The 23,086-nt window shown below is 70.7% G+C and carries 26 protein-coding genes and 1 riboswitch; of the genes, 22 read left to right on the forward strand and 4 right to left on the reverse strand.

The window, feature by feature from the left end; translation table 11 throughout:
- Positions 1-4: 4 nt before the first annotated feature.
- From pyrF to AB0O15_RS27080, 11 genes are all read left to right on the forward strand, one after another.
- Positions 5-841, forward strand: a complete 837-nt coding sequence (pyrF, locus tag AB0O15_RS27030) for an orotidine-5'-phosphate decarboxylase (RefSeq protein ID WP_364323623.1) — start codon at positions 5-7, stop codon at positions 839-841.
- Positions 842-1,026: 185 nt separating this feature from the next.
- The gene (gene mihF / locus AB0O15_RS27035) at positions 1,027-1,344 is read left to right on the forward strand and encodes an integration host factor, actinobacterial type (RefSeq protein ID WP_285684834.1); all 318 of its coding nucleotides are present in this window, start codon (positions 1,027-1,029) and stop codon (positions 1,342-1,344) included.
- A 32-nt stretch (positions 1,345-1,376) separates the two neighbouring features.
- Positions 1,377-1,976 (forward strand): guanylate kinase, encoded by a 600-nt coding sequence (gmk, locus tag AB0O15_RS27040; protein ID WP_364323625.1) that lies wholly within the window; start codon positions 1,377-1,379, stop codon positions 1,974-1,976.
- Between the two features lie 13 nt (positions 1,977-1,989).
- The gene (gene rpoZ / locus AB0O15_RS27045) at positions 1,990-2,253 is read left to right on the forward strand and encodes a DNA-directed RNA polymerase subunit omega (protein WP_020517552.1); all 264 of its coding nucleotides are present in this window, start codon (positions 1,990-1,992) and stop codon (positions 2,251-2,253) included.
- A 55-nt stretch (positions 2,254-2,308) separates the two neighbouring features.
- On the forward strand, positions 2,309-3,529 hold the full coding sequence (gene coaBC / locus AB0O15_RS27050) for a bifunctional phosphopantothenoylcysteine decarboxylase/phosphopantothenate--cysteine ligase CoaBC (protein WP_364323628.1): 1,221 nt from the start codon (positions 2,309-2,311) through the stop codon (positions 3,527-3,529).
- A 63-nt stretch (positions 3,530-3,592) separates the two neighbouring features.
- Positions 3,593-4,783, forward strand: a complete 1,191-nt coding sequence (gene metK, locus AB0O15_RS27055; RefSeq protein WP_364323630.1) for a methionine adenosyltransferase — start codon at positions 3,593-3,595, stop codon at positions 4,781-4,783.
- 154 nt (positions 4,784-4,937) lie between these two features.
- The gene (locus AB0O15_RS27060; RefSeq protein WP_364323814.1) at positions 4,938-6,929 is read left to right on the forward strand and encodes a primosomal protein N'; all 1,992 of its coding nucleotides are present in this window, start codon (positions 4,938-4,940) and stop codon (positions 6,927-6,929) included.
- A gap of 658 nt (positions 6,930-7,587) precedes the next feature.
- The gene (gene def / locus AB0O15_RS27065; protein WP_364323632.1) at positions 7,588-8,145 is read left to right on the forward strand and encodes a peptide deformylase; all 558 of its coding nucleotides are present in this window, start codon (positions 7,588-7,590) and stop codon (positions 8,143-8,145) included.
- A 2-nt stretch (positions 8,146-8,147) separates the two neighbouring features.
- The gene (gene fmt, locus AB0O15_RS27070) at positions 8,148-9,074 is read left to right on the forward strand and encodes a methionyl-tRNA formyltransferase (RefSeq protein WP_364323816.1); all 927 of its coding nucleotides are present in this window, start codon (positions 8,148-8,150) and stop codon (positions 9,072-9,074) included.
- Entirely contained in the window at positions 9,071-10,564 is a 1,494-nt protein-coding gene (locus AB0O15_RS27075; RefSeq protein WP_364323634.1) for a transcription antitermination factor NusB, read from the forward strand. The genes fmt and AB0O15_RS27075 overlap by 4 nt, the downstream gene beginning before the upstream one ends.
- A 47-nt stretch (positions 10,565-10,611) precedes the next feature.
- Positions 10,612-11,235, forward strand: coding sequence for a sulfotransferase family protein (locus tag AB0O15_RS27080; RefSeq protein ID WP_364323636.1), 624 nt, complete (start codon positions 10,612-10,614; stop codon positions 11,233-11,235).
- On the opposite strand, the gene AB0O15_RS27085 is transcribed toward AB0O15_RS27080, so the two are convergent.
- Positions 11,215-12,099, reverse strand: a complete 885-nt coding sequence (locus AB0O15_RS27085; protein ID WP_364323638.1) for a septum formation family protein — start codon at positions 12,097-12,099, stop codon at positions 11,215-11,217. The two genes, AB0O15_RS27080 and AB0O15_RS27085, sit on opposite strands and share 21 nt — an antisense overlap.
- 103 nt (positions 12,100-12,202) lie before the next feature.
- Here AB0O15_RS27085 and rpe point away from each other — a divergent pair, with 103 nt between their 5' ends.
- From rpe to ribH, 6 genes are all read left to right on the forward strand, one after another.
- Positions 12,203-12,880, forward strand: coding sequence for a ribulose-phosphate 3-epimerase (gene rpe, locus AB0O15_RS27090; RefSeq protein WP_364323640.1), 678 nt, complete (start codon positions 12,203-12,205; stop codon positions 12,878-12,880).
- Between the two features lie 17 nt (positions 12,881-12,897).
- On the forward strand, positions 12,898-13,902 hold the full coding sequence (locus AB0O15_RS27095; protein WP_364323818.1) for a response regulator: 1,005 nt from the start codon (positions 12,898-12,900) through the stop codon (positions 13,900-13,902).
- A 61-nt stretch (positions 13,903-13,963) separates the two neighbouring features.
- Positions 13,964-14,134, forward strand: a riboswitch (FMN riboswitch).
- A 166-nt stretch (positions 14,135-14,300) separates the two neighbouring features.
- Positions 14,301-15,344 carry a bifunctional diaminohydroxyphosphoribosylaminopyrimidine deaminase/5-amino-6-(5-phosphoribosylamino)uracil reductase RibD gene (gene ribD, locus AB0O15_RS27100; RefSeq protein WP_364323642.1) on the forward strand — a complete coding sequence of 348 codons (1,044 nt, stop codon included), beginning with the start codon at positions 14,301-14,303 and terminating at the stop codon, positions 15,342-15,344.
- A complete protein-coding gene (locus AB0O15_RS27105) occupies positions 15,344-15,946 on the forward strand; it encodes a riboflavin synthase (RefSeq protein ID WP_364323644.1) in 603 nt (200 codons plus the stop codon). The genes ribD and AB0O15_RS27105 overlap by 1 nt, the downstream gene beginning before the upstream one ends.
- Positions 15,936-17,141, forward strand: a complete 1,206-nt coding sequence (locus AB0O15_RS27110) for a bifunctional 3,4-dihydroxy-2-butanone-4-phosphate synthase/GTP cyclohydrolase II (protein WP_364323646.1) — start codon at positions 15,936-15,938, stop codon at positions 17,139-17,141. Before AB0O15_RS27105 ends, AB0O15_RS27110 begins: the two co-directional genes overlap by 11 nt.
- Before the next feature lie 71 nt (positions 17,142-17,212).
- A complete protein-coding gene (gene ribH / locus AB0O15_RS27115; protein ID WP_364323648.1) occupies positions 17,213-17,683 on the forward strand; it encodes a 6,7-dimethyl-8-ribityllumazine synthase in 471 nt (156 codons plus the stop codon).
- 12 nt (positions 17,684-17,695) lie between these two features.
- On the opposite strand, the gene AB0O15_RS27120 is transcribed toward ribH, so the two are convergent.
- The 3 genes from AB0O15_RS27120 to AB0O15_RS27130 are packed head-to-tail and all read right to left on the reverse strand — an operon-like array spanning position 17,696 to position 20,159.
- A complete protein-coding gene (locus AB0O15_RS27120; RefSeq protein ID WP_364323650.1) occupies positions 17,696-18,436 on the reverse strand; it encodes an amino acid ABC transporter ATP-binding protein in 741 nt (246 codons plus the stop codon).
- The gene (locus AB0O15_RS27125; RefSeq protein WP_364323652.1) at positions 18,436-19,254 is read right to left on the reverse strand and encodes an amino acid ABC transporter permease; all 819 of its coding nucleotides are present in this window, start codon (positions 19,252-19,254) and stop codon (positions 18,436-18,438) included. The genes AB0O15_RS27120 and AB0O15_RS27125 overlap by 1 nt, the downstream gene beginning before the upstream one ends.
- Before the next feature lie 29 nt (positions 19,255-19,283).
- Complete coding sequence (locus AB0O15_RS27130) at positions 19,284-20,159, reverse strand: ABC transporter substrate-binding protein (protein WP_364323654.1); 876 nt, start codon at positions 20,157-20,159, stop codon at positions 19,284-19,286.
- A 78-nt stretch (positions 20,160-20,237) separates the two neighbouring features.
- Between AB0O15_RS27130 and AB0O15_RS27135 the strand changes: the two genes are divergently transcribed.
- The 5 genes from AB0O15_RS27135 (at position 20,238) to rpmI (ending at position 23,045) form a co-directional block, all read left to right on the forward strand.
- Positions 20,238-20,501 (forward strand): phosphoribosyl-ATP diphosphatase, encoded by a 264-nt coding sequence (locus AB0O15_RS27135; protein ID WP_364323656.1) that lies wholly within the window; start codon positions 20,238-20,240, stop codon positions 20,499-20,501.
- Between the two features lie 48 nt (positions 20,502-20,549).
- The gene (gene hisG, locus AB0O15_RS27140) at positions 20,550-21,392 is read left to right on the forward strand and encodes an ATP phosphoribosyltransferase (protein ID WP_364323658.1); all 843 of its coding nucleotides are present in this window, start codon (positions 20,550-20,552) and stop codon (positions 21,390-21,392) included.
- Positions 21,392-21,841 carry a PH domain-containing protein gene (locus AB0O15_RS27145; RefSeq protein ID WP_364323660.1) on the forward strand — a complete coding sequence of 150 codons (450 nt, stop codon included), beginning with the start codon at positions 21,392-21,394 and terminating at the stop codon, positions 21,839-21,841. Before hisG ends, AB0O15_RS27145 begins: the two co-directional genes overlap by 1 nt.
- A 352-nt stretch (positions 21,842-22,193) precedes the next feature.
- The gene (gene infC, locus AB0O15_RS27150; RefSeq protein ID WP_364323662.1) at positions 22,194-22,808 is read left to right on the forward strand and encodes a translation initiation factor IF-3; all 615 of its coding nucleotides are present in this window, start codon (positions 22,194-22,196) and stop codon (positions 22,806-22,808) included.
- Between the two features lie 42 nt (positions 22,809-22,850).
- Positions 22,851-23,045 carry a 50S ribosomal protein L35 gene (rpmI, locus tag AB0O15_RS27155; protein WP_285684870.1) on the forward strand — a complete coding sequence of 65 codons (195 nt, stop codon included), beginning with the start codon at positions 22,851-22,853 and terminating at the stop codon, positions 23,043-23,045.
- Positions 23,046-23,086: the final 41 nt, after the last annotated feature.

Genomic DNA, 23,086 nt, shown 5'->3' on the forward strand with positions numbered 1-23,086 from the left:
GACCATGGCCACGCTGCCCTTCGGGGAACGTCTCCACCGGGCCGTCGCGGAGCGCGGACCGCTCTGCGTCGGCATCGATCCGCACAGCGCTCTGCTCGCTCGGTGGGGGCTGCCCGACGACGTATCCGGCCTGGAACGCTTCGCCTTCACCGTGGCCGAGGCGCTCGCCGGTCAGGTCGCGGTTCTCAAGCCTCAGTCGGCGTTTTTCGAGAGATTTGGGTCACGTGGCATCCACGTTCTTGAGTCAATTATCCGACAGTCACGAGAGGCGGGAGTGATCATCCTGCTTGACGTTAAGCGCGGAGATATCGGCTCGACGATGGCCGCGTACGCCGACGCGTATCTGAATCCATTGACTCCCATGAGTGTCGATGCGATTACTGTGAGTCCCTACCTCGGTGTGGGTTCGTTGCGTCCCGCATTCGACGCGGCGGCCGAGCACGGCGCCGGCGTCTTCGTCCTCGCGCTCACGTCCAACCCGGAGGGACCGGCCGTCCAGCATGCCGTCACACCGGACGGCCGCACCGTCGCCCAGACCGTGATCGATGAGATTTCCCAGCTCAACGCGGGTGCGAGTCCCCTCGGGAGTATCGGCCTGGTGGTCGGGGCGACCATTGGCGACACCGGTCACGAGCTGTCCAAGGTGAACGGTCCGTTGCTTGCTCCGGGCCTGGGAGCGCAGGGTGGGACCCCTGATCAGCTCCGGACGATCTTCGGCGAAAGTCGGCAAAACGTGCTGCCGTCGTACTCACGCGAGGTCCTCGGAGCGGGGCCCGACGTGACTGCCTTGCGTGCCGCCGCCGAGCGTGCCGCCGACGCGTGCCGCGCCGCGCTCGGGTGAAACGGGCGTCTTAGCAGGCTGGGCGGGAGGTGATCGAGGGGTACCCCCACGTTGCCGAAAGCCCACATGACCGCTAGTTTTCCGAGTCGCCAGGAACCACATGCCCCTTTGGTTCCCTGGCACACCACGTTTCACAGAAGCGCCGGTATTGAACGACCAGCGCGATAGGGACCTGAGGAGAACTGGTGCCGCTCCCGTCATTGACCCCTGAGCAGCGTGCCGCAGCGCTGGAGAAGGCCGCGGAGATCCGCAAGGCTCGGGCTGAGCTGAAGGATCAGCTCAAGTCTGGCAAGACCACCCTCGCCGCCGTGCTTGACCGCGCGGAGGGCGACGATGTCGTCGGCAAGCTGAAGGTTTCGGCGGTGCTTCAGGCACTTCCGGGCATCGGCAAGATCCGGGCGACCCAGATCATGGAGAAGCTCAAGATCGCGGACAGCCGTCGTCTGCGCGGTCTTGGCGAGCAGCAGCGTAAGGCCCTCCTGGGGGAGTTCGCTGCGAACTGACTCGTCGGCTCGTGTAGGAATGAGCCGTGAGTATGGATGACGACGCGCGCCCGGCAGCTCGGCTCACCGTCCTGTCCGGCCCCTCCGGGGTCGGCAAGGACAGCGTGATCGAGTTGATCCGGGCGCGCTCGCCATGGATCAAGCTGTCCGTCTCCGTCACTACGCGGAAGAAACGCGACTACGAGACCGATGGCGAGCATTATCACTTCGTCAGCAGGGCCGAGTTTCAGCGGCTCATCGATGGTGCGCAGTTGCTCGAGTGGGCGGAATTCGCGGGGAATCTCTACGGCACACCCCGCGCGCAGGTGGAGGGCTGGCTCGCACAGGGCCGGCCCGTTTTGTTGAAGATCGACCTGCAGGGCGCCCGCCAGGTTCGCGCCACGATGTCCGACGCCCAGCTGGTGTTCCTCGCCCCGCCCAGCGTCGAAGAGCTGAAACGCCGCCTGATCGGCCGCGGCACCGACGACGAGGAGACCATCCGGAAACGCCTGGTGCACGCCGACGAGGAACTCGCGGCGGAGAAGGAATTCGACCGTACGGTGGTCAATGATTTCGTCGAACGTGCCGCAGATGAGCTGGTAGGGTTACTTGGTTCGTCATATCTGACCCCGGCACAGGCGCCAGAACATTAAGGATCTTCACACCGTGGGAACCGTTGCAAATCCCGAAGGAATCACCAACCCGCCGATCGATGAGCTGCTCGACAAGACGTCGTCGAAGTACTCGTTGGTGATCTTCGCGGCGAAGCGCGCCCGACAGGTCAACGCTTACTACAGCCAGCTCGGTGAGGGTCTCCTCGAGTACGTCGGACCGCTGGTCGAGACCACTCCGCAGGAGAAGCCGCTCTCGATCGCGATGCGTGAGATCAACGCCGGTCTGCTGACCGCCGAGGCGACCGACAACCCCTGATCGACTCAGTAACCTGGTCCCGCGTCCCGCATAGTGGACGCGGGACCATTTTGTTATGGGGGCGTTAGTTGTGACCGAGGTGGTACTGGGAGTTTGCGGTGGCATCGCCGCGTACAAAGCTTGCGAGCTGGTGCGGCTGTTCACCGAATCCGGACATCGGGTACGAGTGGTGCCAACCGCCGCCGCCCTGAAGTTCGTCGGCGAGCCCACCTGGGCGGCCCTTTCCGGACAACCGGTGGCCACCGAGGTCTGGCAGGACGTGCACGAGGTGCCACACGTCCGCATCGGCCGGCACGCCGATCTGCTGGTGATCGCCCCGGCCACGGCCGACATGATGGCCAAGGCGGTCCACGGTCTCGCCGACGATCTGCTGACGAACACGCTGCTCACGGCCACCTGCCCGATCGTCTGGGCGCCGGCCATGCACACCGAGATGTGGGAGAACGCGGCGACCCGGGCCAACGTGGCCACCCTCCGCGACCGCGGTCACCTGGTCATCGAGCCCGCGGTCGGCCGGCTCACCGGTGCCGACACCGGCAAGGGCCGACTTCCGGAACCCGCCGAGATTTTCGAGATCGCCCGCCGCGCGCTGGCCGGCCGGCCCCGCGATCTGCACGGCCGGCACGTGGTCGTCACCGCCGGGGGCACCCGTGAGCCGCTCGACCCGGTGCGGTTCCTCGGCAACAGATCATCAGGCAAGCAGGGGTACGCGTTCGCGCGCACCGCGGTGGCCCGTGGGGCGCGCGTCACACTGATCGCGGCCAACGTCACACTGCCCGATCCGGCGGGCGCCGATGTGATCCGCGTCGCCACCACCGAGGAGCTGCGCAAGGCCACCGTGCAGGCGTTCGCCGACGCCGACGCGGTGGTGATGGCCGCGGCGCCGGCCGACTTCCGGCCCGCCACGTCGGCCGTACAGAAGATCAAGAAGGGTGAGGACGGCAGCGCGCCGACCATCGAACTGGTCGTCAACCCGGACATCGCCGCCGAGCTCGGCGCGGCCAAGAGCCCAGGTCAGCTGCTCGTCGCCTTCGCGGCCGAGACCCATGAGGCGCTGCCCAACGCCCGTGCGAAACTTGTCCGGAAACGTGCCGACCTGATCGTCGTGAACGAAGTGGGCGCCGACCTCGTCTTCGGGTCGGATGCGAACACCGTCACCATTCTCGACGCTTCGGGCACCGTGGCCGAGCTGGGCGAGCGCCCCAAGGACGCCGTCGCCGACGCGGTCTGGGACGAGGTCGTGAAACGGCTGGTCGTCCCCGGTGGGACGGCATGACATGGACGCCGCGGAGGTGACTACACTTCCGCGGAACGTTGTTGGACGAATCTGAGGAGCACCGTGGCACGCCGCCTGTTCACCTCCGAGTCGGTCACGGAAGGCCACCCGGACAAGATCGCTGACCAGATCAGCGACGGCATTCTTGACGCGCTGCTGGCGCAAGACCCGCGCAGCCGCGTGGCGGTCGAAACGTTGATCACGACCGGTCAGGTGCACGTGGCCGGTGAGGTGACCACGCAGGCGTACGCGGACATCCCGAGCATCGTGCGCGAGACGATCCTGAAGATCGGCTACGACTCGTCGAAGAAGGGGTTCGACGGCGCGTCCTGCGGCGTCAGCGTCTCGATCGGCTCGCAGTCGCCCGACATCGCCCAGGGCGTCGACTCCGCGGTCGAGCTGCGCGAGGGCAACTCCGAGCACGTGCTCGACGCCCAGGGCGCCGGCGACCAGGGCATGATGTTCGGCTTCGCCTGCTCCGAGACCCCCGAGCTGATGCCGCTGCCGATCGCGCTGGCCCACCGCCTGGCCCGCCGGCTCTCCGCCGCCCGCAAGGACGGCACCATCCCCTACCTGCGGCCCGACGGCAAGACCCAGGTCACCATCGAGTACGACGGGCTCCGCCCGGTCCGCCTCGACACGGTCGTCGTCTCCTCGCAGCACGCCGCCGACATCTCGCTCGAGTCGCTGCTGACCCCCGACGTGCGCGAGCACGTGATCGGCCCCGAGCTCGAAGGCCTCGGCATCGACACCGAGGGCTACCGGCTGCTGGTCAACCCGACCGGCCGCTTCGAGATCGGCGGCCCGATGGGCGACGCCGGCCTCACCGGCCGCAAGATCATCGTCGACACCTACGGCGGGTACGCCCGGCACGGCGGCGGCGCGTTCTCCGGCAAGGACCCCTCCAAGGTGGACCGCTCCGCGGCGTACGCGATGCGGTGGGTGGCCAAGAACGTGGTCGCGGCCGGCCTCGCCGAGCGCTGCGAGACCCAGGTGGCGTACGCCATCGGCAAGGCCCACCCGGTCAGCCTGTTCGTGGAGACCTTCGGCACCGAGAACGTGCCGGTCGAGCGGATCGAGAAGGCCATCAACGAGGTCTTCGACCTGCGCCCCGCCGCGATCATCCGCGACCTCGACCTGACGCGCCCGATCTACCAGCAGACCGCGGCCTACGGTCACTTCGGCCGTGAGCTGCCCGACCTGCTCTGGGAGAACACGGACCGCGCCCAGGACCTGAAGAACGCCGCTGCCTAGCGAACCGGTCGAAAGGGGCGCCTCGTCATCCGGCGAGGTGCCCCTTTTCGCTGCGCCTGAATCTGTCGTACCCGCTCGGGAGAATCATCCCGTGGAAGTTTCCGGTAAGCGGCCGAAGGCGAAGCCACCCCGTGAGGCGGCGGCGCGGCTGCCGATCGCCCGCGTCGCGGTCGACGTGCCGCTGCCCCACCTCGACCGGCCGTTCGACTACCTGGTCGACGCGTCCGACGATCTCGTGGCTCAGCCCGGGGTGCGGGTGCGGGTGCGGTTCGCCGGGCAGCTGGTGAGCGGGTTCCTGCTGGAGCGGGCCGAGTCGTCGCCCCATGACGGGAAGCTGGCGTTCCTCGACAAGGTGGTGTCGGGCGAGCGGGTGCTTGATCCGGCGGTGGCGCGGCTGGCGCGGGCGGTGGCTGATCGTTATGCCGGGAGCCTTCAGGATGTTCTTCGGCTGGCTGTGCCGCCGCGGCACGCGCGGGTTGAGTCGCAGAAGGCACCGCCGGGGGATCACGACCTCGGCCCCCCGGCCGCCGCTGGTGAAGAACCCCAACCTGCTTCTTCCGGGCCCTTCGCTTTTCCCGCGCCGGGGGCGCTGGATGGCGACACGGTGGGTGAGCGGTGGGGTGATTACGTTTCCGGGGCCGCGTTCTTGCGTGCGCTCGAGGAGGGGCGGACGGCCCGGGCCGTGTGGTCGGCGTTGCCCGGGGAGGACTGGCCGGCCCGGATCGCCGAGGCCGCCGCGGCTTCGGTCCGGGGTGGGCGTGGGGCTCTGGTGCTGGTGGCGGATGCCCGTGATCTCGAACGCGTGGATGTCGCCATGGGCCGGGTGCTCGGCGAGGGGCGGCACGTCGCGCTGAACGCGGCCGCCGGGCCGGCGGAGCGCTATCGGCGGTTCCTGGCGGCCAGCCGGCATCAGGTGCCGGTGGTGGTGGGGACGAGGGCCGCGATGTTCGCGCCGGTGGCCGAGCTGGGGCTGGTCGTCATCTGGGACGACGGGGACGACCTCTACGCCGAGCCGCGGGCGCCCTACCCGCATGCGCGCGAGGTGCTGCTGACCCGGGCGCAGCTCGCCGGGTGCTCGGCGCTGATCGGCGGATTCGCCCGGACGGGTGAGGCGCAGCTCCTGCTGGAGACCGGATGGGCCAAGGAGATCACCGGGTCGAGGGACACCCTTCGGGGCCGAGTGGCCCGGATCCAGCCGACCGGGGACGACCCTCAGCTCGCCCGCGACCCGGGAGCGGCCACCGCCCGGCTGCCCAGCCTCGGGTGGCAGGCCGCCCGCGCCGCGCTGCAGGGCGGGCGCCCGGTCCTGGTGCAGGTGCCACGCCGCGGCTACCTGCCGTCGACCGCCTGCGCCGAGTGCCGCACTCCGGCCCGCTGCCCGCCCTGCTCAGGGCCGCTCGGCCTGGCCGGCGCCCGGGACGTGCCGACCTGCCGGTGGTGCGGCCGGGTCTCCGCCGACTATTCGTGCCCCGCCTGCGGCGGCCGCCGGCTGCGAGCCTCGGTCACCGGCGCCCGCCGCACCGCCGAGGAACTGGGCCGAGCCTTCCCCGGCGTATCCATCCGCACATCGGGCCGCGACGAGATCCTCAACACCGTCCCCGCGGAACCGGTCGTGGTGGTGGCCACTCCGGGCGCCGAGCCGGTCGCCGACGAGGGCTTCGGCTGCGTCCTGCTGCTGGACACCTGGGCCCTGCTGACCCGGTCCGACCTGCGGGCCGGCGAGGAGACCATGCGACGCTGGTTCAACGCGGCCGCGCTGGCCCGGCCCGACGGCTCGGTCATCGTGGTCGCCGACGGCTCACTGGTCACCGTGCAGGCCCTGCTGCGCTGGGACCCGGCTTGGTTCGCCGCCCGTGAACTGGCCGAACGCCGCGAGCTGCGCTTCCCACCGGCCGCCCGGATGGCCGACGTGACCGGCCCGGCCGACGCCGTCGCCGACCTGCTCCAGGTAGCAAGGCTGCCCGCCGACACCGAAATCCTCGGCCCGGTCCCGGCCCCCGACAACCAGGAACGCTTCCTCCTGCGCGTCTCCCGCGGCAAGGCCGCCGAGCTGGCCCACGCCCTGCACGAGGCGGCCGCCGTGCGCAGCGCCCGCAAAGCCGCCCACCCGGTCCGCCTCCAGATGGACCCAGCCACCCTCTTCTAGTTACCCACAGCCCTCGCGCCCGAGCCTCGCCTGTGGACAACCGAGCAAGAACGTCCCACCTTCGCGCTACATTCACCGCCCACCCAGTGGAAGGGGTGGGGGAGGTGGCGGTGCGCGCGACCCCGTTTTTTGGATTCGGTCAACGCCGCGACGCCACGTGCCGCGACGCCACGTGCCGCGACGCCACGTGCCGCGACGCCACGTGCCGCGCCGCCACGTGCCGCGCCGCGCCATGCGCCGCGACGCGCTATGCGCCGCCGCGCCGATCACCGCGAATCGCCACGAACCACAACTCGCTACGAACCACGACGCCACGCACGCGACGCCGGTCGTCACGACGGCCACACGCCACGCCGCGCCACCGATGACGCAACACGATCAGCGCGACGGCGGGCCATGCGGTGCGAGACCTGGGCGGCGCGGTGCCGTGGAAGGTCACCGACCGCAAGGCTGTCACGCTGACCAACCGCCCCCACGAAGGCGTCGTGGTCCTCCGACCGGGACAACCCGGCGCGGGGGCAAGGAGGGTGACCCACCGCCCAGCTTGCGGGTGTGCCACGGCGCCGTGACGTCGCCGTACCCCATGGGTCGGGGGTTGGAATGGGGGGTCCGTAGACTTCCGGGTGACCGAGTGCCACCTAAGTAGGAGTTGCGTCGCGTGACTGTCCAGCCCATCCGCCTCTTCGGGGACCCGGTGCTGCGCACCGCGGCCGATCCGGTCGTCGATTTCGATAAGGAGCTCCGGAACCTCGTGCGTGATCTGGTCGAGACCATGCAGGACGAGGGGGGTGCGGGGCTGGCCGCGCCGCAGCTCGGGGTGGGGCTGCGGGTGTTCGCGTTCGACGTCGACGACGTGGTGGGGCACATCGTGAACCCGGTGCTGTCGTTCCCGGACGACGAGGAGCAGGACGGGCCGGAAGGGTGCCTGTCGATCCCGGGCATCTACATCGACACCAAGCGGCGACAGAACGTGGTGGCGGCCGGGTTCAACGAGCACGGTGACCCGGTACGGCTGGTCGGCACGGGACTGATGGCCCGGTGCGTGCAGCATGAGACCGACCACCTCGACGGGGTGCTGTTCCTCGACCGGCTGGACGCGGCGGGGCGGAAGGACGCGATGAAGCAGATCCGGGCGGCCGAGTGGTACGAGGCCGCCGCACCGCCGGTGGTCAAGGCGAGCCCGCACGGCCGGGGCCTGTTCGGGCGGGGGCGATGAGCATGCGTCTGGTCTTCGCCGGCACGCCCGAGGTCGCCCTGCCCGCCCTGGACGCCGTGGCCGCCTCGCGGCATGAGCTGGTCGCCGTGGTCACCCGGCCCGACGCGCCGTCGGGGCGCGGGCGCCGGCTGGTGCGCTCGCCCGTGGGGGCGTGGGGCGACGAGCACGGTGTCGAGGTGCTGACGCCGCAGCGGCCCCGCGAGCCCGAGTTCCAGGAGCGGCTGCGCGAGATCGGCCCCGACTGCGTGCCGGTGGTCGCCTACGGCGCGCTGGTGCCACCCAGCGCCCTCGGGATTCCCCGGTACGGGTGGGTCAACCTGCACTTCTCGCTGCTGCCCGCCTGGCGCGGCGCCGCGCCCGTGCAACACGCGGTCCTGCACGGCGACGAGGTGACCGGCGCGAGCGTCTTCGAGCTGGAGGCGGGGCTCGACACCGGGCCGGTGTACGGCACGCTGACCGAGCACGTGCGCCCGGCCGACACCTCGGGTGACCTGCTGGAACGGCTGGCCACCGAGGGGGCGGGGCTGCTCGTGGCGGTGCTGGACGCGATCGAGGACGGCACGGCGCGGGCCCATCCGCAGCCCGCCGACGGGGTCTCGCTGGCCCCGAAGATCACCGTCGAGGACGCGCGGATCCGGTGGGGTGACCCGGCGTTCGGGGTCGACCGGCGGATCCGGGCCTGCACGCCGGCGCCGGGGGCGTGGACGACGCTGCGCGGTGACCGGCTCAAGCTCGGCGCGGTGCACCCGGTGGCCAACGCCGAGGCGCTGAAGCCGGGCGAGATCCGGGTGGAGCGGTCACAGGTTCTGGCGGGTACGGCCACCACACCGGTGGCACTGGGAGAGGTTCGCGCGGCCGGCAAGAAGCCGATGTCCGCGACTGACTGGGCGCGGGGACTCCGCCTCGAGGCGGGGGAGACGTTCGCATGACCGGGCATCAGGCCGATCGGCCACACGGATCGGGACGTCCTCGGCGTCCGGGCGGACCGGGCTACAACGGGGGCCGTGGCCAGGAGCGGGATGCCCGGACGGGGCGCGGTCCGCGGGCCGGGCGGCCACCGGCGGATCCGGCCCGGCAGGCCGCGTACGAGGCGATCGCCGCGGTGCATCGCGATGACGCGTACGCCAACCTGGTCCTGAACGAGATCCTGCGCGGGCTGCGGCTGTCGGGGCGGGACGCGGCGTTCGCGACCGAGCTGACCTACGGGACGCTGCGCGCGCTCGGGACCCTCGACCTGGTCATCGAGTCGGCCGCCGGGCGTGAGGTGTCCCGCATCGACCCGCCGGCCCGGGACGCGCTGCGGCTGGGCGTCTACCAGCTGCTCTACACCCGGGTGCCGGCCCACGCCGCGGTGAACCAGACGGTCGACCTGGTGCGCTCGGTGGCGCCGGGCGCGGACGGTTTCGCCAACGCGGTGATGCGCCAGGTGTCCGAAGGCGGCGACCTGGACACGTGGCTGACCAAGCTGGCGCCGGCGTACGAGGAGGACCCGGTCGGGAACCTCGCGGTGCTGCACAACCATCCGCAGTGGATCATCCGGTCGTTCAGCGAGGCGCTGGGCGGCGACCTGGCCGACACCGCGCGGCTGCTGATCGAGGACAACCAGCCGGCCGCCGTGCACCTGTGCGCGCGGCCGGGGCGGGTCGACGCGGTCGACCTGGCCGACGAGATCGACGGCGTGCCGGGGGCGTTCTCGCCGTACGCGGTCTACCTCAAGAGCGGCTCGCCGGGTGAGCTGGCGGCGATCCGCGACGGCCGGGCCCACGTCCAGGACGAGGGTTCCCAGCTGGTCGCGGCGGCGCTGCTGGCCGCGCCGGTCGAGGGCACCGATCTGCGCTGGCTCGACCTGTGCGCGGGGCCGGGCGGCAAGACCGGGCTGCTGGGGGCGATCGCGTCCGGTCGCGGCGCCGAGGTGACCGCGGTCGAGGTGGCCGAACACCGGGCCCGCCTGGTCGAGCAGGCCACCGAGGGCATGCCGGTGACGGTGCTGCCGATGGACGGCCGTTCGGTCGGCCGGGACCCCGACCTGCCCGAGGATTCGTTCGACCGGGTGCTGGTGGACGCGCCGTGCACCGGGCTCGGCTCGCTGCGGCGACGGCCGGAGTCGCGCTGGCGCCGGCAACCGGCCGACCTGCCGCCGCTGACCCGGCTCCAGCGGGAGCTTCTGGTGGCGGCCCTCCGCGCGGTCCGCGTCGGCGGCGTGGTGGCCTACGTCACATGCTCGCCGCACATGGTCGAGACCCAGGTGACCGTCAGCGAGGGCGCGCGGCGCAGCGGCGTCGGGGTCGACTTCGTCGATGCTCGCCCCCTGTTCCCGCCGGGGATGCCCCACCTCGGCGCCGGCCCGACCGTGCAGCTGTGGCCGCACCGGCACGGCACCGACGCGATGTTCCTCGCGGTGCTCCGCCGGACCTCCTAGCCAATCTTGAGCTTTCAGGTCGACAAACTCTGGGTACGGTGACATCCATGGATGTCATCGGCGCGGGATTCGGACGGACGGGAACCCTCAGTCTCAAGGCGGCGCTCGAGCAGGTGGGCTTCGGCCCGTGCGCCCACATGATTCCCCTGATCGAGGATCAGGAGCGGGCCCAGAAGTGGCTCGACGCCGCGAACGAGGTTCCGGGCGCGCTCGACGCCGCGACCGAGGGTTACCGCTCCTCTGTGGACTGGCCGGGCGCCTACTTCTGGCGTGAGCTGGTCGAGGCCCACCCGGCGGCCAAGGTCGTGCTGACCGTGCGCGACCCCGACGCCTGGTACGAGAGCACCTGCCGCACCATCTACCCGGCCGCGATGAAGGCGCTCGACCTGCCCGAGATGCCGCCGTTCGCCAAGATGGCCCATGCGACCGTGTGGGACGGCACGTTCAAGGCCCGCTTCCCCGAGCGTGACTTCGCGATCAGCGTGTTCGAGCGGCACAACGACGCGGTGCGCCGCGTGGTGCCGGCCGATCGGCTGCTCGAGTTCGAGGTGAAGCAGGGCTGGGGACCGTTGTGCGACTTCCTCGGCGTGCCGGTGCCGGCGGCCGAGTTCCCCCGCCTGAACGACACGGCCACGTTCCAGCAGCGGCTATCAGGCGTAATGGATCGGTAGCTTGCTGTTGCCGGCGTCCTTGAACGAGCCGCGCATCGGCTCGTCGGCCAGCCACAGGAAACACTGCACCGCGCGGATGCCGGCCGCCCACTCGCCCCGGCTGGGCGCGAAGGCCAGCCAGCCCGCGCGGTACTGCAGGTTGTTGTCGTCCGGCACGTCGGTGTAATCCGCGATCGACGTGCGGCAGCCCTTGGCCATCCGGCTGTCGTCGTCCAACTCGTCGAGGTCCACCTCCGGGGCGTCCCACAAACCGGTGAATTCCGCGTGGTGCGGGTCGGCGCACGGCACGGCCTTCATGGTGCGTACGTTCGTCCCGTTCACGTCCGGGTCGAAGCACCGCAGCGCCAGCGGCGCCGGCCCGGTCAGCGCGCCCTTCAGCGAGCCGCTGCGGCTGACCACCTTGTCCGTCCCCGGCTCGACCTGGCCCAGGTCACAGCGGTACCAGCGGGCGCCCGCCGACCAGCCGGCCGGCCCGGGCAGCACCGGCTGGAGGCGCAGCGCGGCCGTCCGCCAGTCGCCCCCGGTGAACGCGTCGGCCCGCTTCGAGCACTCCGTGCCGGCCACCCGCATCGCCTTGTCACGGCTGTTGCCGGTGCTCCGGGGCAGGTCACCGACGAAGTACGACTCGGCGACATGGCGCTCGGCGCAGTCGAAGGGCGCGTACTCGGCCAGCGGCGCGACCGCCTCCATCTTGTCGAAGCAGCCCTTCGCGGCCGGCTCGAACGCCACCGGGCTCGGTGGCTGCGGCCAGTCGTCACCCAGGTTGCCGTCGACGCCGGGCGGCAGAGCCTCGGAGCACCCGGTGAGGACGGCGAGAAGGGCCGTGACCAGCAGCAACGAGCCGCGGCAAGTGGGGTGGGGCACGGCGGGACCTCACAGTGGGTTTCAGGATCGGCACGGATCAGTATCCCGGCTCGGCGCGGGCGAGCGAAGCCCGGTCGGCCATCGCTCGTTCTACACTGCGAGCGTGGAGCCTTCGCCGATCATCGCGCCGAGCATCCTGGCCGCCGACTTCGCTCATCTGGCCGACGAGGTGCGCGCCATCGAGGGCGCGGCCGACTGGGTGCACGTGGACGTCATGGACAACCACTTCGTCCCGAACCTCACGATCGGGTTGCCGGTGGTGCAGAGCCTGCGCAAGGCCACGAACCTGCCGTTCGACGTGCACCTGATGATCACCGACCCGGAACGCTGGGCGCCGGGGTACGCCGAGGCCGGCGCGTACAACGTCACCTTCCACGCCGAGGCCTGCGACAACCCGTTCGCGCTGGCCAAGACGCTGCGGGCGGCGGGCTCGCGGGCCGGCCTGGCGATCGACCGGGACACCCCGGTGGAGCCCTACCTGGAACTCCTCCCCTTTGTGGACACGCTGCTGATCATGACGATCAAGGCCGGCTTCGGCGGGCAGAAGTTCCTGCCCGAGATGCTCGGCAAGGTGCGTGACGTCCGCCGCCGGATCAGCGCCATGGATCTCGAGGTGCGGCTGGAGGTGGACGGCGGCATCGCGGCCGACACCATCGAGCAGGCCGCCGAGGCGGGCGCGGACGCGTTCGTCGCCGGCACCGCGGTCTACGGCGCCGACGATCCCGCGGAGGCGGTGCGCAAGCTGCGCGAGCAAGCGGCGAAGACGGAGGTACGGCTGTGACTTCGGGCGCGGTCCGGATGGAGGCGACCGATCTTCCCGGTGACCCGGCAGATGATCGCCCGGACACCATCCTGGTGGTCGACGACGACGACGACATCGCCGGCTTCGTCGCGTTCAACCTGAAGATGGTCGGTTTCGAGGTGGTCCGGGCCAAGGACGGCCAGGAAGCCCTGGACATGATGGAGAAGGTCCGGCCCGACCTCGCCGTGGTCGACTGGATGATGCCGGCCATGGACGGCGTCGAGCTCACCCGGCGGCTGCGCGCCGAGCCGCTGACCAGCGCCCTCCCGGTGATCATGCTGACCGCCAAGGGCCTGACCGTCGACAAGGTCGTCGGCCTGACCGCGGGCGTGGACGACTACCTGGTCAAGCCGTTCGACACCGCCGAGCTGATCGCCCGGGTGGCCTCCACGCTGCGGCGCAACAAGGAGTTCCGGGAGGTGTCGCCGCTGACCGGTCTGCCCGGCAACGCCCGGGTCCGGCGCGAGATCGTCGACCGGATGCGGACCGGCGGCGAGTACTCGGTCGGCTACATCGACATCGACCGGTTCAAGAGCGTCAACGACGTGTACGGGTTCGACCGCGGCGACGAGTTCATCACCGCCCTGGCCCGCAGCCTGCACCGCGCGGTGGCCACCTCCGGCCGGCCGCCGGTGTTCCTGGGTCACATCGGCGGCGACGACTTCGTCTTCATCTGCACGCCCGACCAGGTGCTGCCGCTGACCAAGCGGATGGTGGCCGACTTCGAGAACTCGGCCGACCAGCTCTACGACCCGACCGACGCCCAGCGCGGTTACATCGAGGTGCCCGACCGGCGCGGCAACAAGCAGCGGGCCGCGCTGGTGACCCTCTCCATCGGGGTGGCCGAGGCGAAGACGGGCGGTCGTCAGTTCGACGATCCGCGGGTGGTCGTGGCGGTCGCCTCCGAGATGAAGAAGGTCGCCAAGAGCCAGCCGGGCTCGTACGTGGCCATCGACCGGCGTCGCAGCAGCTCCCCGGATACAGACCCGGGCGAAGTGTGACCTGCGAGACGGACCGGGTGTCACTCCACGGATTTAGTGCAAGACTTTGGGACGACCCACCACGCGCTGGCGGGACTCGGTGAAATTCCGAACCGGCGGTGATCCTCCGCGAGAGCGAAGGTAAGCCCGCGACCCGGACGTCTTCGGACGCACGGTGGACCTGGTGAGAACCCAGGGCCGACGGTGATCGCTCCCTATGGGCGGTCGACAGTCCGGATGGGAGCAGGCGCGCGGAACGGTCAGGCTTCGCCTGACCGCCGCCCCGGGGCAGGAACGGGCTGGAAAGTGCCCGGTCCGAGCCGTCCGTGGGCTGCGTAATCAGGCGTGGTTCTGTCCGCTTCTTTGCGTTTTCTCCATCTTCAGCGCGTGAATGTGCCGCGCTTGGAGAGGGGGATTTGATGATCTCCGATGATGAGGCGATGCGCCGCGCGGTGGCGCTGGGCGCTCGTGGGCTCGGCACCACACATCCCAATCCGGTGGTCGGCTGCGTGCTGGTCGGGCCGGCCGGCGATGTGGTCGGCGAAGGCTTCCACGCCCGGGCCGGCGGGCCGCACGCCGAGATCGCGGCCCTGGCCGACGCGGGCGCCGAGGCCCGTGGCGCCACCGCGGTGGTCACTCTGGAGCCCTGCAACCACACCGGCCGCACCGGGCCCTGCGCGCAGGCGCTGATCGAGGCCGGCGTCCGGCGCGTGGTGATCGCCGTGGACGACCCGACCCGGCTGGCCGGTGGTGGCGCGGCCACGCTGCGGGCGGCGGGCGTCGAGGTCGTCACCGGGGTGCGGCGCGAGGAGGCCGAGCAGGGCAACGTCATCTGGCTGACCGCGGTGCGGCGCGGGCGGCCGTACCTGATCTGGAAGTTCGCCGGCACGCTGGACGGGCGCTCGGCCGCCGCCGACGGCACCAGCAAGTGGATCACCTCGGCCGAGGCGCGGGCCGACGTGCACCGGCTGCGGGGCACGGTCGACGCGATCATCGCCGGGGTGGGCACGGTGCTCGCCGACGACGCGCAGCTGACGGTCCGCGGCGACTACGAGGTGAAGCAGCCGCTGCGGGTCGTGGTCGACTCGTTCGGGCGTACCCCGGGAACCGCGAAGGTCCGCGACGGGAGCGCGCCCACCTGGATCGCGACGGCGGCCGAGGTGGGCCACGGCCCGGACGGCCGCACCGACCTGAACGCCCTGATGACCGTGCTGTTCGGCCGCGGCGTGCGCTCGGCCCTGCTCGAGGGCGGGCCGACGCTGGCCGGGTCGTTCCTCGCCGCGGGCCTGGTCGACCGGGTCACCGGCTACGTCGCGCCGAAACTGCTCGGGGCGGGAGCGAACGCGCTCGCCGCCGCCGGGGTCACCACCATCACCGAGGCCATCGACCTCGACCTCACCGACGTCACGCGGATCGGACCCGACCTGCGGTTCACCGCCACCCTCCGGCAGAAGGAGTCCTGATGTTCACCGGCATCATCGAGGAGCTGGGCGAGGTCAAGTACCTCACCGACGCGGGCGGGGACGCGGCCGTGATCGCCGTCCGCGGGCCGCTGGTCACCTCGGACGCGCGGCACGGCGACTCGATCTCGGTCAACGGCGTCTGCCTGACCGTGCTCGACAACGTCGACGGCGTGTTCACCGCGGACGTGATGGGCGAGTCGCTGCGCCGCTCGTCGCTGGGCGCGCTGCGGCCGGGCAGCCCGGTCAACCTGGAGCGCGCCGCGACCGTCGGCAGCCGGCTGGGCGGGCACCTGGTGCAGGGCCACGTCGACGGGGTCGCCACGATCATCGGGCGCGAGCCGGCCGACGAGTGGGAGGTTCTGCGGTTCGCACTGCCGGAGGAGCTTTCCCGGTACGTGGTGGAGAAGGGCTCGATCACGGTGGACGGCGTCTCGCTGACCGTGATGGCCGTCGACGACTCCTCGTTCTCGGTCGGGCTGATCCCGACGACCTTGAAGTTGACCGTCCTGGGTGCCAAGGCGATCGGCGACCCGGTGAATCTCGAGGTCGACGTGATCGCCAAGTACGTCGAGAAGATGCTGGGGGCCCGCAATGCTGGATGACGTCGATCGCGCCATCAAGGACATCGCCGACGGCAAGGCGGTGATCGTCGTGGATGACGAGGACCGCGAGAACGAGGGCGACCTGATCTTCGCGGCCGAGATGGCCACGCCCGAGCTGATCGCGTTCATGCGCCGGTGGACCTCCGGCTACATCTGCGCCCCGATCACCGAGGCCGAGGCGGACCGGCTCGACCTGCCGCCGCAGTACCACACCAACCAGGACCGGCGGGGCACCGCGTACACGGTGACCGTGGACGCCCGGGAGAACATCGGCACCGGCATCTCGGCCGCCGACCGGGCGCACACCATCCGGCTGCTGTCCGACCCGGCCACCAAGCCGACCGACCTGTCCCGCCCCGGCCACGTGGTGCCGCTGCGGGCCAAGGCCGGCGGGGTGCTGCGCCGCCCGGGGCACACCGAAGCCGCGATCGACCTGGCCGAGCTGGCCGGTCTGCGGCCCGCCGGGGTGCTCTGCGAGATGGTCAACGACGACGGCACCATGATGCGGCTGCCCGACCTGGAGGCCTTCGCGGCCGAGCACGACGTGGCGCTGATCAGCATCGCCGAACTCATCGCCTACCGGCACCGGATGGAACAGCAGGTCGAGCGGGTCGTGGAGACCCGGCTGCCGACCGAGCACGGCGAGTTCACCGCGGTCGGCTACCGCGCGCAGGTGGACGGTTCCGAGCACATCGCGCTGGTCTACGGCGACCTCGGCGACGGCGAGGACGTGCTGGTCCGGGTGCATTCGGAATGCCTGACCGGGGACGTCTTCGGCTCGGTGCGGTGCGACTGCGGGCCGCAGCTCGACGCCGCGCTGGAGCGGGTGGTCGCGGCCGGGCGCGGGGTGGTGCTCTACATGCGCGGGCACGAGGGCCGGGGGATCGGGCTGCTGCACAAGCTCCAGGCGTACCAGTTGCAGGACCGCGGCCTGGACACCGTCGACGCCAACCTCGAGCTGGGCCTGCCGGCCGACGCCCGGGACTACGGCACCGGCGCGCAGGTGCTCTACGACCTCGGCGTGCGCTCGATGCGGCTGCTGACCAACAACCCGGCGAAACGGGCGGGGCTGGAGGGGTACGGGCTGACCGTCACCGGCCGCGAGGAGCTTCCGGTGCGGGTGCACGCCGAGAACGTGGGCTACCTGCGGACCAAGCGTGACCGGATGGGCCACCTCTTCGAAGCGCTCGGTTAGGAATCGGCGTTCCCCGGCGGCACGGACGCCGCCGGGCAGAGAATCAAGCACACGAACGAGGGGATGGCGACATGGCCGGCTTCGGTGACCCGCACATGGAAACCGTCGACGCGGCCGGGCTCAAGCTCGGCATCGTCGGCTCACGCTGGCACAACGGGCTGGTCGACCACATGGTCGACCGGGCCGAGCAGGCGGCCAAGGCGTGCGGGGTGGACGACGTGACCGTGCTCCGGGTGGCCGGCTCGGTGGAACTGCCCGTGGTGGCGCAGGCGCTGGCCAAGCGGTGCGACGCGGTGGTCGCGCTGGGCGTGGTCATCCGCGGCGAGACCAAGCATTTCGAGTACGTCTGCGACGCGGTCACCGCCGGCCTGACCCGGGTGTCCCTGGACGAGCAGACCCCGATCGCGCACGGCGTGCTGACCGTGGAGTCGCTGGGCCAGGCCAAGGACCGGGCCGGCCTGGAGGACTCGATCGAGGACAAGGGCTGGCAGTCGACCGTGGCCGTGCTGGACGCCGCGATGGCGATCCGCTCACTCGGCTGACCGACCACTGGGCTAAAGCCGGCCGGCCTCGATGATCCGGGCCAGGAACTGCCTGGTCCGGGCCTCGGTGGGGTCGCCCAGCACCTGCTCCGGCGGCCCTTCCTCGAGCACCCGGCCGCCGTCCAGGAAGGCCACCCGGTCGGCGACCTGGCGGGCGAAGCCCATCTCGTGGGTGGCCAGCACCATCGTCATGCCCTCGGTCTTGAGGTCGCGGATCATGCTGAGCACCTCGCCGACCAGTTCCGGGTCGAGCGCGCTGGTCACCTCGTCGAGCAGCAGCAGCCTCGGCTCGTTGACCAGGGCCCGCACGATGGCGACACGTTGCTGCTGGCCACCACTCAGCCGATCGGGGTAGCTGTCCGCCTTGTCGGACAGGCCGACCCGCTTCAGCCAGCTGAAGGCCTGTTCCTTCGCTTCGGCGCGGGCACGACGATGCACCTTCGTCGGGGCGAGCACGATGTTGTCCAGCACGGTCATGTGCGGGAACAGGTTGTAGGACTGGAAGACCATGCCGATCTTCTGGCGTACCCGATCGGGGTCGGCCCGCGGATCGGTGATGTCCTCGCCGTCCAGCCGGATCGTCCCGTCGTCCACCTCGGTGAGCAGGTTGACGCACCGCAGCAGCGTCGACTTGCCCGAGCCGGAGGCGCCGATCAGCGCCACGACCTGATGCTCGTCCACGGCCAGATCCAGCGCGTCGAGCACGACGGACGAGCCGAAGACCTTGCGGACGCCCTCCACCGACAGCAGCATCAGGACCCCGCGTTCTGGCGACGGGCGGCGCGCATCGTGACGCCGTCGGTGATCGCGATCAGCGGCAGCGCGAGCAGCACGAACAGGACCGCGGCGACGATGTACGGCGTGTAGTTGAAGGTTTCGGCGGTGGAGATCTGCGCCGCGCGGACCGCGTCGATCGGACCCGCGAGCGAGACCAGGCCGACGTCCTTCTGCAGGGCCACGGTGTCGTTGAGCAGCGGCGGCGCGACCCGGCGGACCGCCTGCGGCAGCACCACGTGACGCATCGTCTGCCGGTAGGTCAGGCCGAGCGACCGGGCCGCCGCGAGCTGGCTGGGGTGCACCGACTCGATGCCGGCCCGGAACACCTCGGCCAGGTAGGCGCCGTACGTCACCACCAGCGCCGCCCCGCCCAGCACCAGCACGCCCGGGGTGCCCTGCAGCCGCAGCCCGGGGACGCCGAAGGCGAACAGGTAGATCACGATGATCAGCGGGACGCCACGGAAGGTGTACGTGTACGTGGTGGCCAGCGCCCGCGCCGGGAAGAAGACCGGGCCGCGCAGCGTACGCAGAACCGCCACCAGCAGACCGAGCGCGAGCGCCGCGACCGCGCAGACGACCAGCAGCCGGATGTTCAGCCAGAGCCCCTCCAGCACGGCCGGCAGCGCGTCCACGCCCAGGTCGAGGCTGAAGAACGACTCGCGCACCCGGTCCCAGCCCGGCGACCCGGTGACCGCCAGCACCAGCACCGTGCCGGTGATCGCCGTCGATACCGCGGCCAGCAGCACGGAGCGGACCGCCCGCCGTCTCCGGTACGCGATCCGCCCTAACTGCACTGCGCTAACTGAAGATCCGCGACCGGGTGTCACTGCAGTTCGCGAGCCCCGGAGCTGCCGGCCAGCCAGGTCTTCTCCAGCACCGCGAGGGTGCCGTCCTGGCGCAGCTCGTCGACCGCGTCCTTGACACAGTCGGTGAGCGGCGAGTCCTTGTCCAGGACCAGACCCAGCTGCTCGGGCACCCCGACCTGGGGCAACTGGCCGACGATGACGCCGTTGTCGAGCTCGGCGCCGGTCATGTAGAACGCGGTCGGCAGGTCTACCACGAGACCGTCGATGGTCCGGTTCTGCAGCGCCTTCTTGGCGTCGTCGTTGCTGTTGAAGACCTGCGCCTGGGCGGTCGGCTTGATCAGATCGTTGATCGCCTGCAGGCTGGTCGTGCCGACCTGGGCCCCGAGCTTGGCGTCCTTGAGCGCGGCGATCGAGGTGGCGTTCTCGATCTTGCTGCCCTTGAGGGTGATGACGGTCTGCCGCACCAGGTAGTAGGCCGACGAGAAGTCGACCGCCTTCTTGCGCTCGGGCGTGATCGAGAACTGGTTGATGTCGAAGTCGTAGGTCTTCGGACCGGGCTGGATCGCGTTGTTGAACGGCACCTGCGTCCAGACCACGTTCTGCGCCGGATAGCCGAGCCGCTCGGCCACCTGGTAGGCCACCGCCGACTCGAAACCCTGGCCGTTGTTCGGCTTGTTGTCCTTGAACCACGGCTCGTAGGCCGGGTTGTCGGTGCCGATCGTGAGCTTGCCGGAGGCGGTGGTGGGAAGCTGACCGGCGGGGCAGGGGTCGGCCGACGCGGAGGGGGAGGCGCCCGCCCCGGGGGTGCTCTCGTCGACTGGGGCACAGGCCGTGAGGACGGCGGCGATGACTGCCGCGCTGCCCAGCGCGGCGAGGGTAGAACTCCTGACCATGAACGGCAGCCTATGGCACGTCCCAGGGGGTGGGGCCGTCCGAGGCCATTACGTAATGAGCTGCAACAATCGCCTCTCGTGAAGACCTTCGAGGAACTGTTCGCCGAGTTGCAGGCCAAGGCGGAGCAGCGCGACCCGGACTCGTCCACGGTCGCCGCGCTCGACCGTGGCGTGCATTTCATCGGCAAGAAGGTGGTTGAGGAGGCCGCCGAGTCCTGGATGGCCGCCGAGCACGAGGGGCCCGAGCGCGCCGCCGAGGAGATCTCCCAGCTGCTGTACCAGGCCCAGGTGTTGATGATCGCCACCGGACTGACCCTGAAGGACGTGTACCGACATCTCTGACGTGTGTCCCACTCTGTCCCCTTCACCCGTGACAAGGAGCACACAGAGATGTTGCGCATAGCCATTCCCAACAAGGGCACGCTGTCCGGTCCCGCGTCGCAGATGCTGCGTGACGCCGGCTATCGGCAGCGCACCGACCCCAAGGACCTCGTCTGCCGGGACGAGCCCAACGACGTCGAGTTCTTCTACCTGCGGCCCCGGGACATCGCCACCTACGTCGGCACCGGCGACCTCGACCTCGGCATCACCGGCCGCGACCTGCTGGTCGACTCCGGCGTCCCGGCGACCGAGCTGCTCGACCTGCGGTTCGGCGGCGCCACCTTCCGCTGGGCGGCGCCGGCCGGCTCGCTGGCCTCCGAGGACGAGATCGCCGGGCGGCGCATCGCCACCGCGTACCCCGGTGTGGTCGATCGTTATCTCACCGAGCACGGCATCGCGGCCGAGGTGGTCCGCCTGGACGGCGCCGTGGAGAACGCGGTCCGGCTCGGCGTGGCCGACGTGATCGCCGACGTGGTCGAGACCGGCGCGACCCTGCGGCAGGCCGGGCTGGCGACGATCGGGGAGCCGCTGCTGAAGTCGTCGGCCATCCTGATCGGCGGCGGCTCGGACGCGGAGACCCGCGCGGCCCAGTTGGTGCGGCGCCTGCAGGGCGTGCTGGTCGCGCGCAGCTTCGTGATGCTGGCGTACGACGTCCGCTCCGACCTGCTGGAGAAGGCGACCGCGCTGACCCCGGGCATCGAGTCGCCGACCGTGTCGCCGCTGGCCCGCGACGGCTGGGTGGCGGTCGCCTCCATGGTCCGGCGTGACGACGTGCACCGGACCATGGACGAGCTGTACGACCTGGGCGCCCGCGCGATCATCGCGACCGACATCTCGAACTGCAGGCTCTGATGCGTACGATCGAGATCGTGGTCTTCAAGCCCCGCCGGATCCGCTGGGTCGCGGGCGTCATCGCCGGTGCCGTCGTCCTGCTGTTCACCGTGCTCAGCTTCGGGCTGCACGGCGCCACCGGCGACGGCCTCGGCCAGTTCCAGCGCGGCGACCAGGCCGCGATGATCGGTCTCGGCGTGCTGATCGGTCTCGGCGTGCTCGCCTTCACCCGGCCGCGGGTCACCGCCGACGCCGACCACGTGGTGGTGCGCAACGTCATCGGCGGCTACGACCTGCCCTGGTCGGCGGTGCGGGCGGTGCGCTTCGACCGCAACTCACCCTGGGCGATGCTCGAGCTGCACGACGACGAACAGGTCTCGGTGCACGCGCTCCAGGCCGCCGACAAGGAGTACGCGGTGGAGGGCGTTCGCGCGCTCAGGGCCCTTCACGCAGGGTCAGCAACCGCCTGATAGACTTTCCCCCGAGTCGACCACACGTGCGCCTCGCTATCGCCAGGCCCCTTCCAAGACCCGGCGAGACCGCAGACGTACGTGCGAAAGAGGAGCCCGCTGGTTCCCACCCGAGCTGCGTCAAGCGGCCGGGTCCGGTCAACCGCCCTCGGGGAATACCCGGGGTGCGGTGCGCGTCCTCACAGGGACGCCGATGACCGGTCGAGCGGGCCCTGGCGTATGCCGGGGCCTTCTGCTTTCCCGGCGCCCGCACCCGGGGCGTCGTGATGGCCGACCGACATTGGCAACGCCTTCGCCACACGCCGTGGCGGAGGAACCGTTCTGAGGAGGCCACATCAGCGTCGAACCACGCGTGAACGAGCAGATCCGGGCGAGAGAGGTCCGACTGGTCGGCCCCGAGGGTGAGCAGGTGGGCATCGTCCCCCTGGAGCGCGCCCTGCAGCTGGCCGCGGATGTCGATCTGGATCTGGTCGAGGTGGCGCCGATGGCCCGCCCGCCGGTGTGCAAGCTCATGGACTTCGGCAAGTTCAAGTACGAGTCGGCACTCAAGGCGCGCGAAGCCCGGCGTAACCAGCAACAGACCGTCATCAAGGAAATGAAGCTGCGGCCGAAGATCGACCCGCATGACTACGAGACCAAGAAGGGTCACGTGGTCCGCTTCCTCAAGGCGGGCGACAAGGTCAAGGTCACGATCATGTTCCGTGGTCGTGAGCAGAGCCGCCCCGAGCTGGGCTTCCGGCTTCTCCGCCGGCTCAGCGAGGAGATCTCTGAGCTCGGCTTCGTCGAGGCCAGTCCCAAGCAGGACGGCCGAAACATGATCATGGTGTTGGCCCCGCACCGGGCCACCAAGGCTGCCGCGGCCACCGCGGCGACCGAGGCTGCGGCGAGCCGGGCCCGCCCGCCTCGTGAGGGCGATGGTGCCGGCGTCGAGCCGGCCGTGACAACTGCCGACACCACCGCAGAGTAGACAGCTTCCCCGGCCGGGGGAGCACGGAAAGAGGCGTTCTAAGTGCCGAAGATGAAGAGCCACACCGGCATGGGTAAGCGGGTGCGGGTCACCGGCAAGGGCAAGATCGTCCGCGAGCAGGCCGGCAAGCGCCACCTGCTCGAGGGCAAGTCGTCCCACGTCACCCGCCGGATGACCGGCACCGTCGTGGTGGCCAAGGCCGACACCCCGCGAGTGAAGAAGCTGCTGGGCCGCTGACGCGCGCGCCACCAACGTTTTCCTGACCTTTTAGGAGTCGA

The sequence above is a fragment of the Actinoplanes sp. NPDC089786 genome (assembly GCF_040684855.1).
Taxonomy (GTDB): Bacteria; Actinomycetota; Actinomycetes; order Mycobacteriales; family Micromonosporaceae; genus Actinoplanes.

Excerpts from the sequence above, each read along its gene's own strand:
- pyrF (WP_364323623.1), top strand. The coding sequence starts at position 5 with ATGGCCACGCTGCCCTTCGGGGAACGTCTCCACCGGGCCGTCGCGGAG.
- gmk (WP_364323625.1), top strand. The coding sequence starts at position 1,377 with ATGGATGACGACGCGCGCCCGGCAGCTCGGCTCACCGTCCTGTCCGGC.
- coaBC (WP_364323628.1), top strand. The coding sequence starts at position 2,309 with ATGGGGGCGTTAGTTGTGACCGAGGTGGTACTGGGAGTTTGCGGTGGC.
- fmt (WP_364323816.1), top strand. The coding sequence starts at position 8,148 with ATGCGTCTGGTCTTCGCCGGCACGCCCGAGGTCGCCCTGCCCGCCCTG.
- AB0O15_RS27075 (WP_364323634.1), top strand. The coding sequence starts at position 9,071 with ATGACCGGGCATCAGGCCGATCGGCCACACGGATCGGGACGTCCTCGG.
- AB0O15_RS27080 (WP_364323636.1), top strand. The coding sequence starts at position 10,612 with ATGGATGTCATCGGCGCGGGATTCGGACGGACGGGAACCCTCAGTCTC.
- AB0O15_RS27095 (WP_364323818.1), top strand. The coding sequence starts at position 12,898 with ATGGAGGCGACCGATCTTCCCGGTGACCCGGCAGATGATCGCCCGGAC.
- ribD (WP_364323642.1), top strand. The coding sequence starts at position 14,301 with ATGATCTCCGATGATGAGGCGATGCGCCGCGCGGTGGCGCTGGGCGCT.
- AB0O15_RS27105 (WP_364323644.1), top strand. The coding sequence starts at position 15,344 with ATGTTCACCGGCATCATCGAGGAGCTGGGCGAGGTCAAGTACCTCACC.
- AB0O15_RS27110 (WP_364323646.1), top strand. The coding sequence starts at position 15,936 with ATGCTGGATGACGTCGATCGCGCCATCAAGGACATCGCCGACGGCAAG.
- ribH (WP_364323648.1), top strand. The coding sequence starts at position 17,213 with ATGGCCGGCTTCGGTGACCCGCACATGGAAACCGTCGACGCGGCCGGG.
- AB0O15_RS27120 (WP_364323650.1), bottom strand. The coding sequence starts at position 18,436 with ATGCTGCTGTCGGTGGAGGGCGTCCGCAAGGTCTTCGGCTCGTCCGTC.
- AB0O15_RS27130 (WP_364323654.1), bottom strand. The coding sequence starts at position 20,159 with ATGGTCAGGAGTTCTACCCTCGCCGCGCTGGGCAGCGCGGCAGTCATC.
- hisG (WP_364323658.1), top strand. The coding sequence starts at position 20,550 with ATGTTGCGCATAGCCATTCCCAACAAGGGCACGCTGTCCGGTCCCGCG.
- AB0O15_RS27145 (WP_364323660.1), top strand. The coding sequence starts at position 21,392 with ATGCGTACGATCGAGATCGTGGTCTTCAAGCCCCGCCGGATCCGCTGG.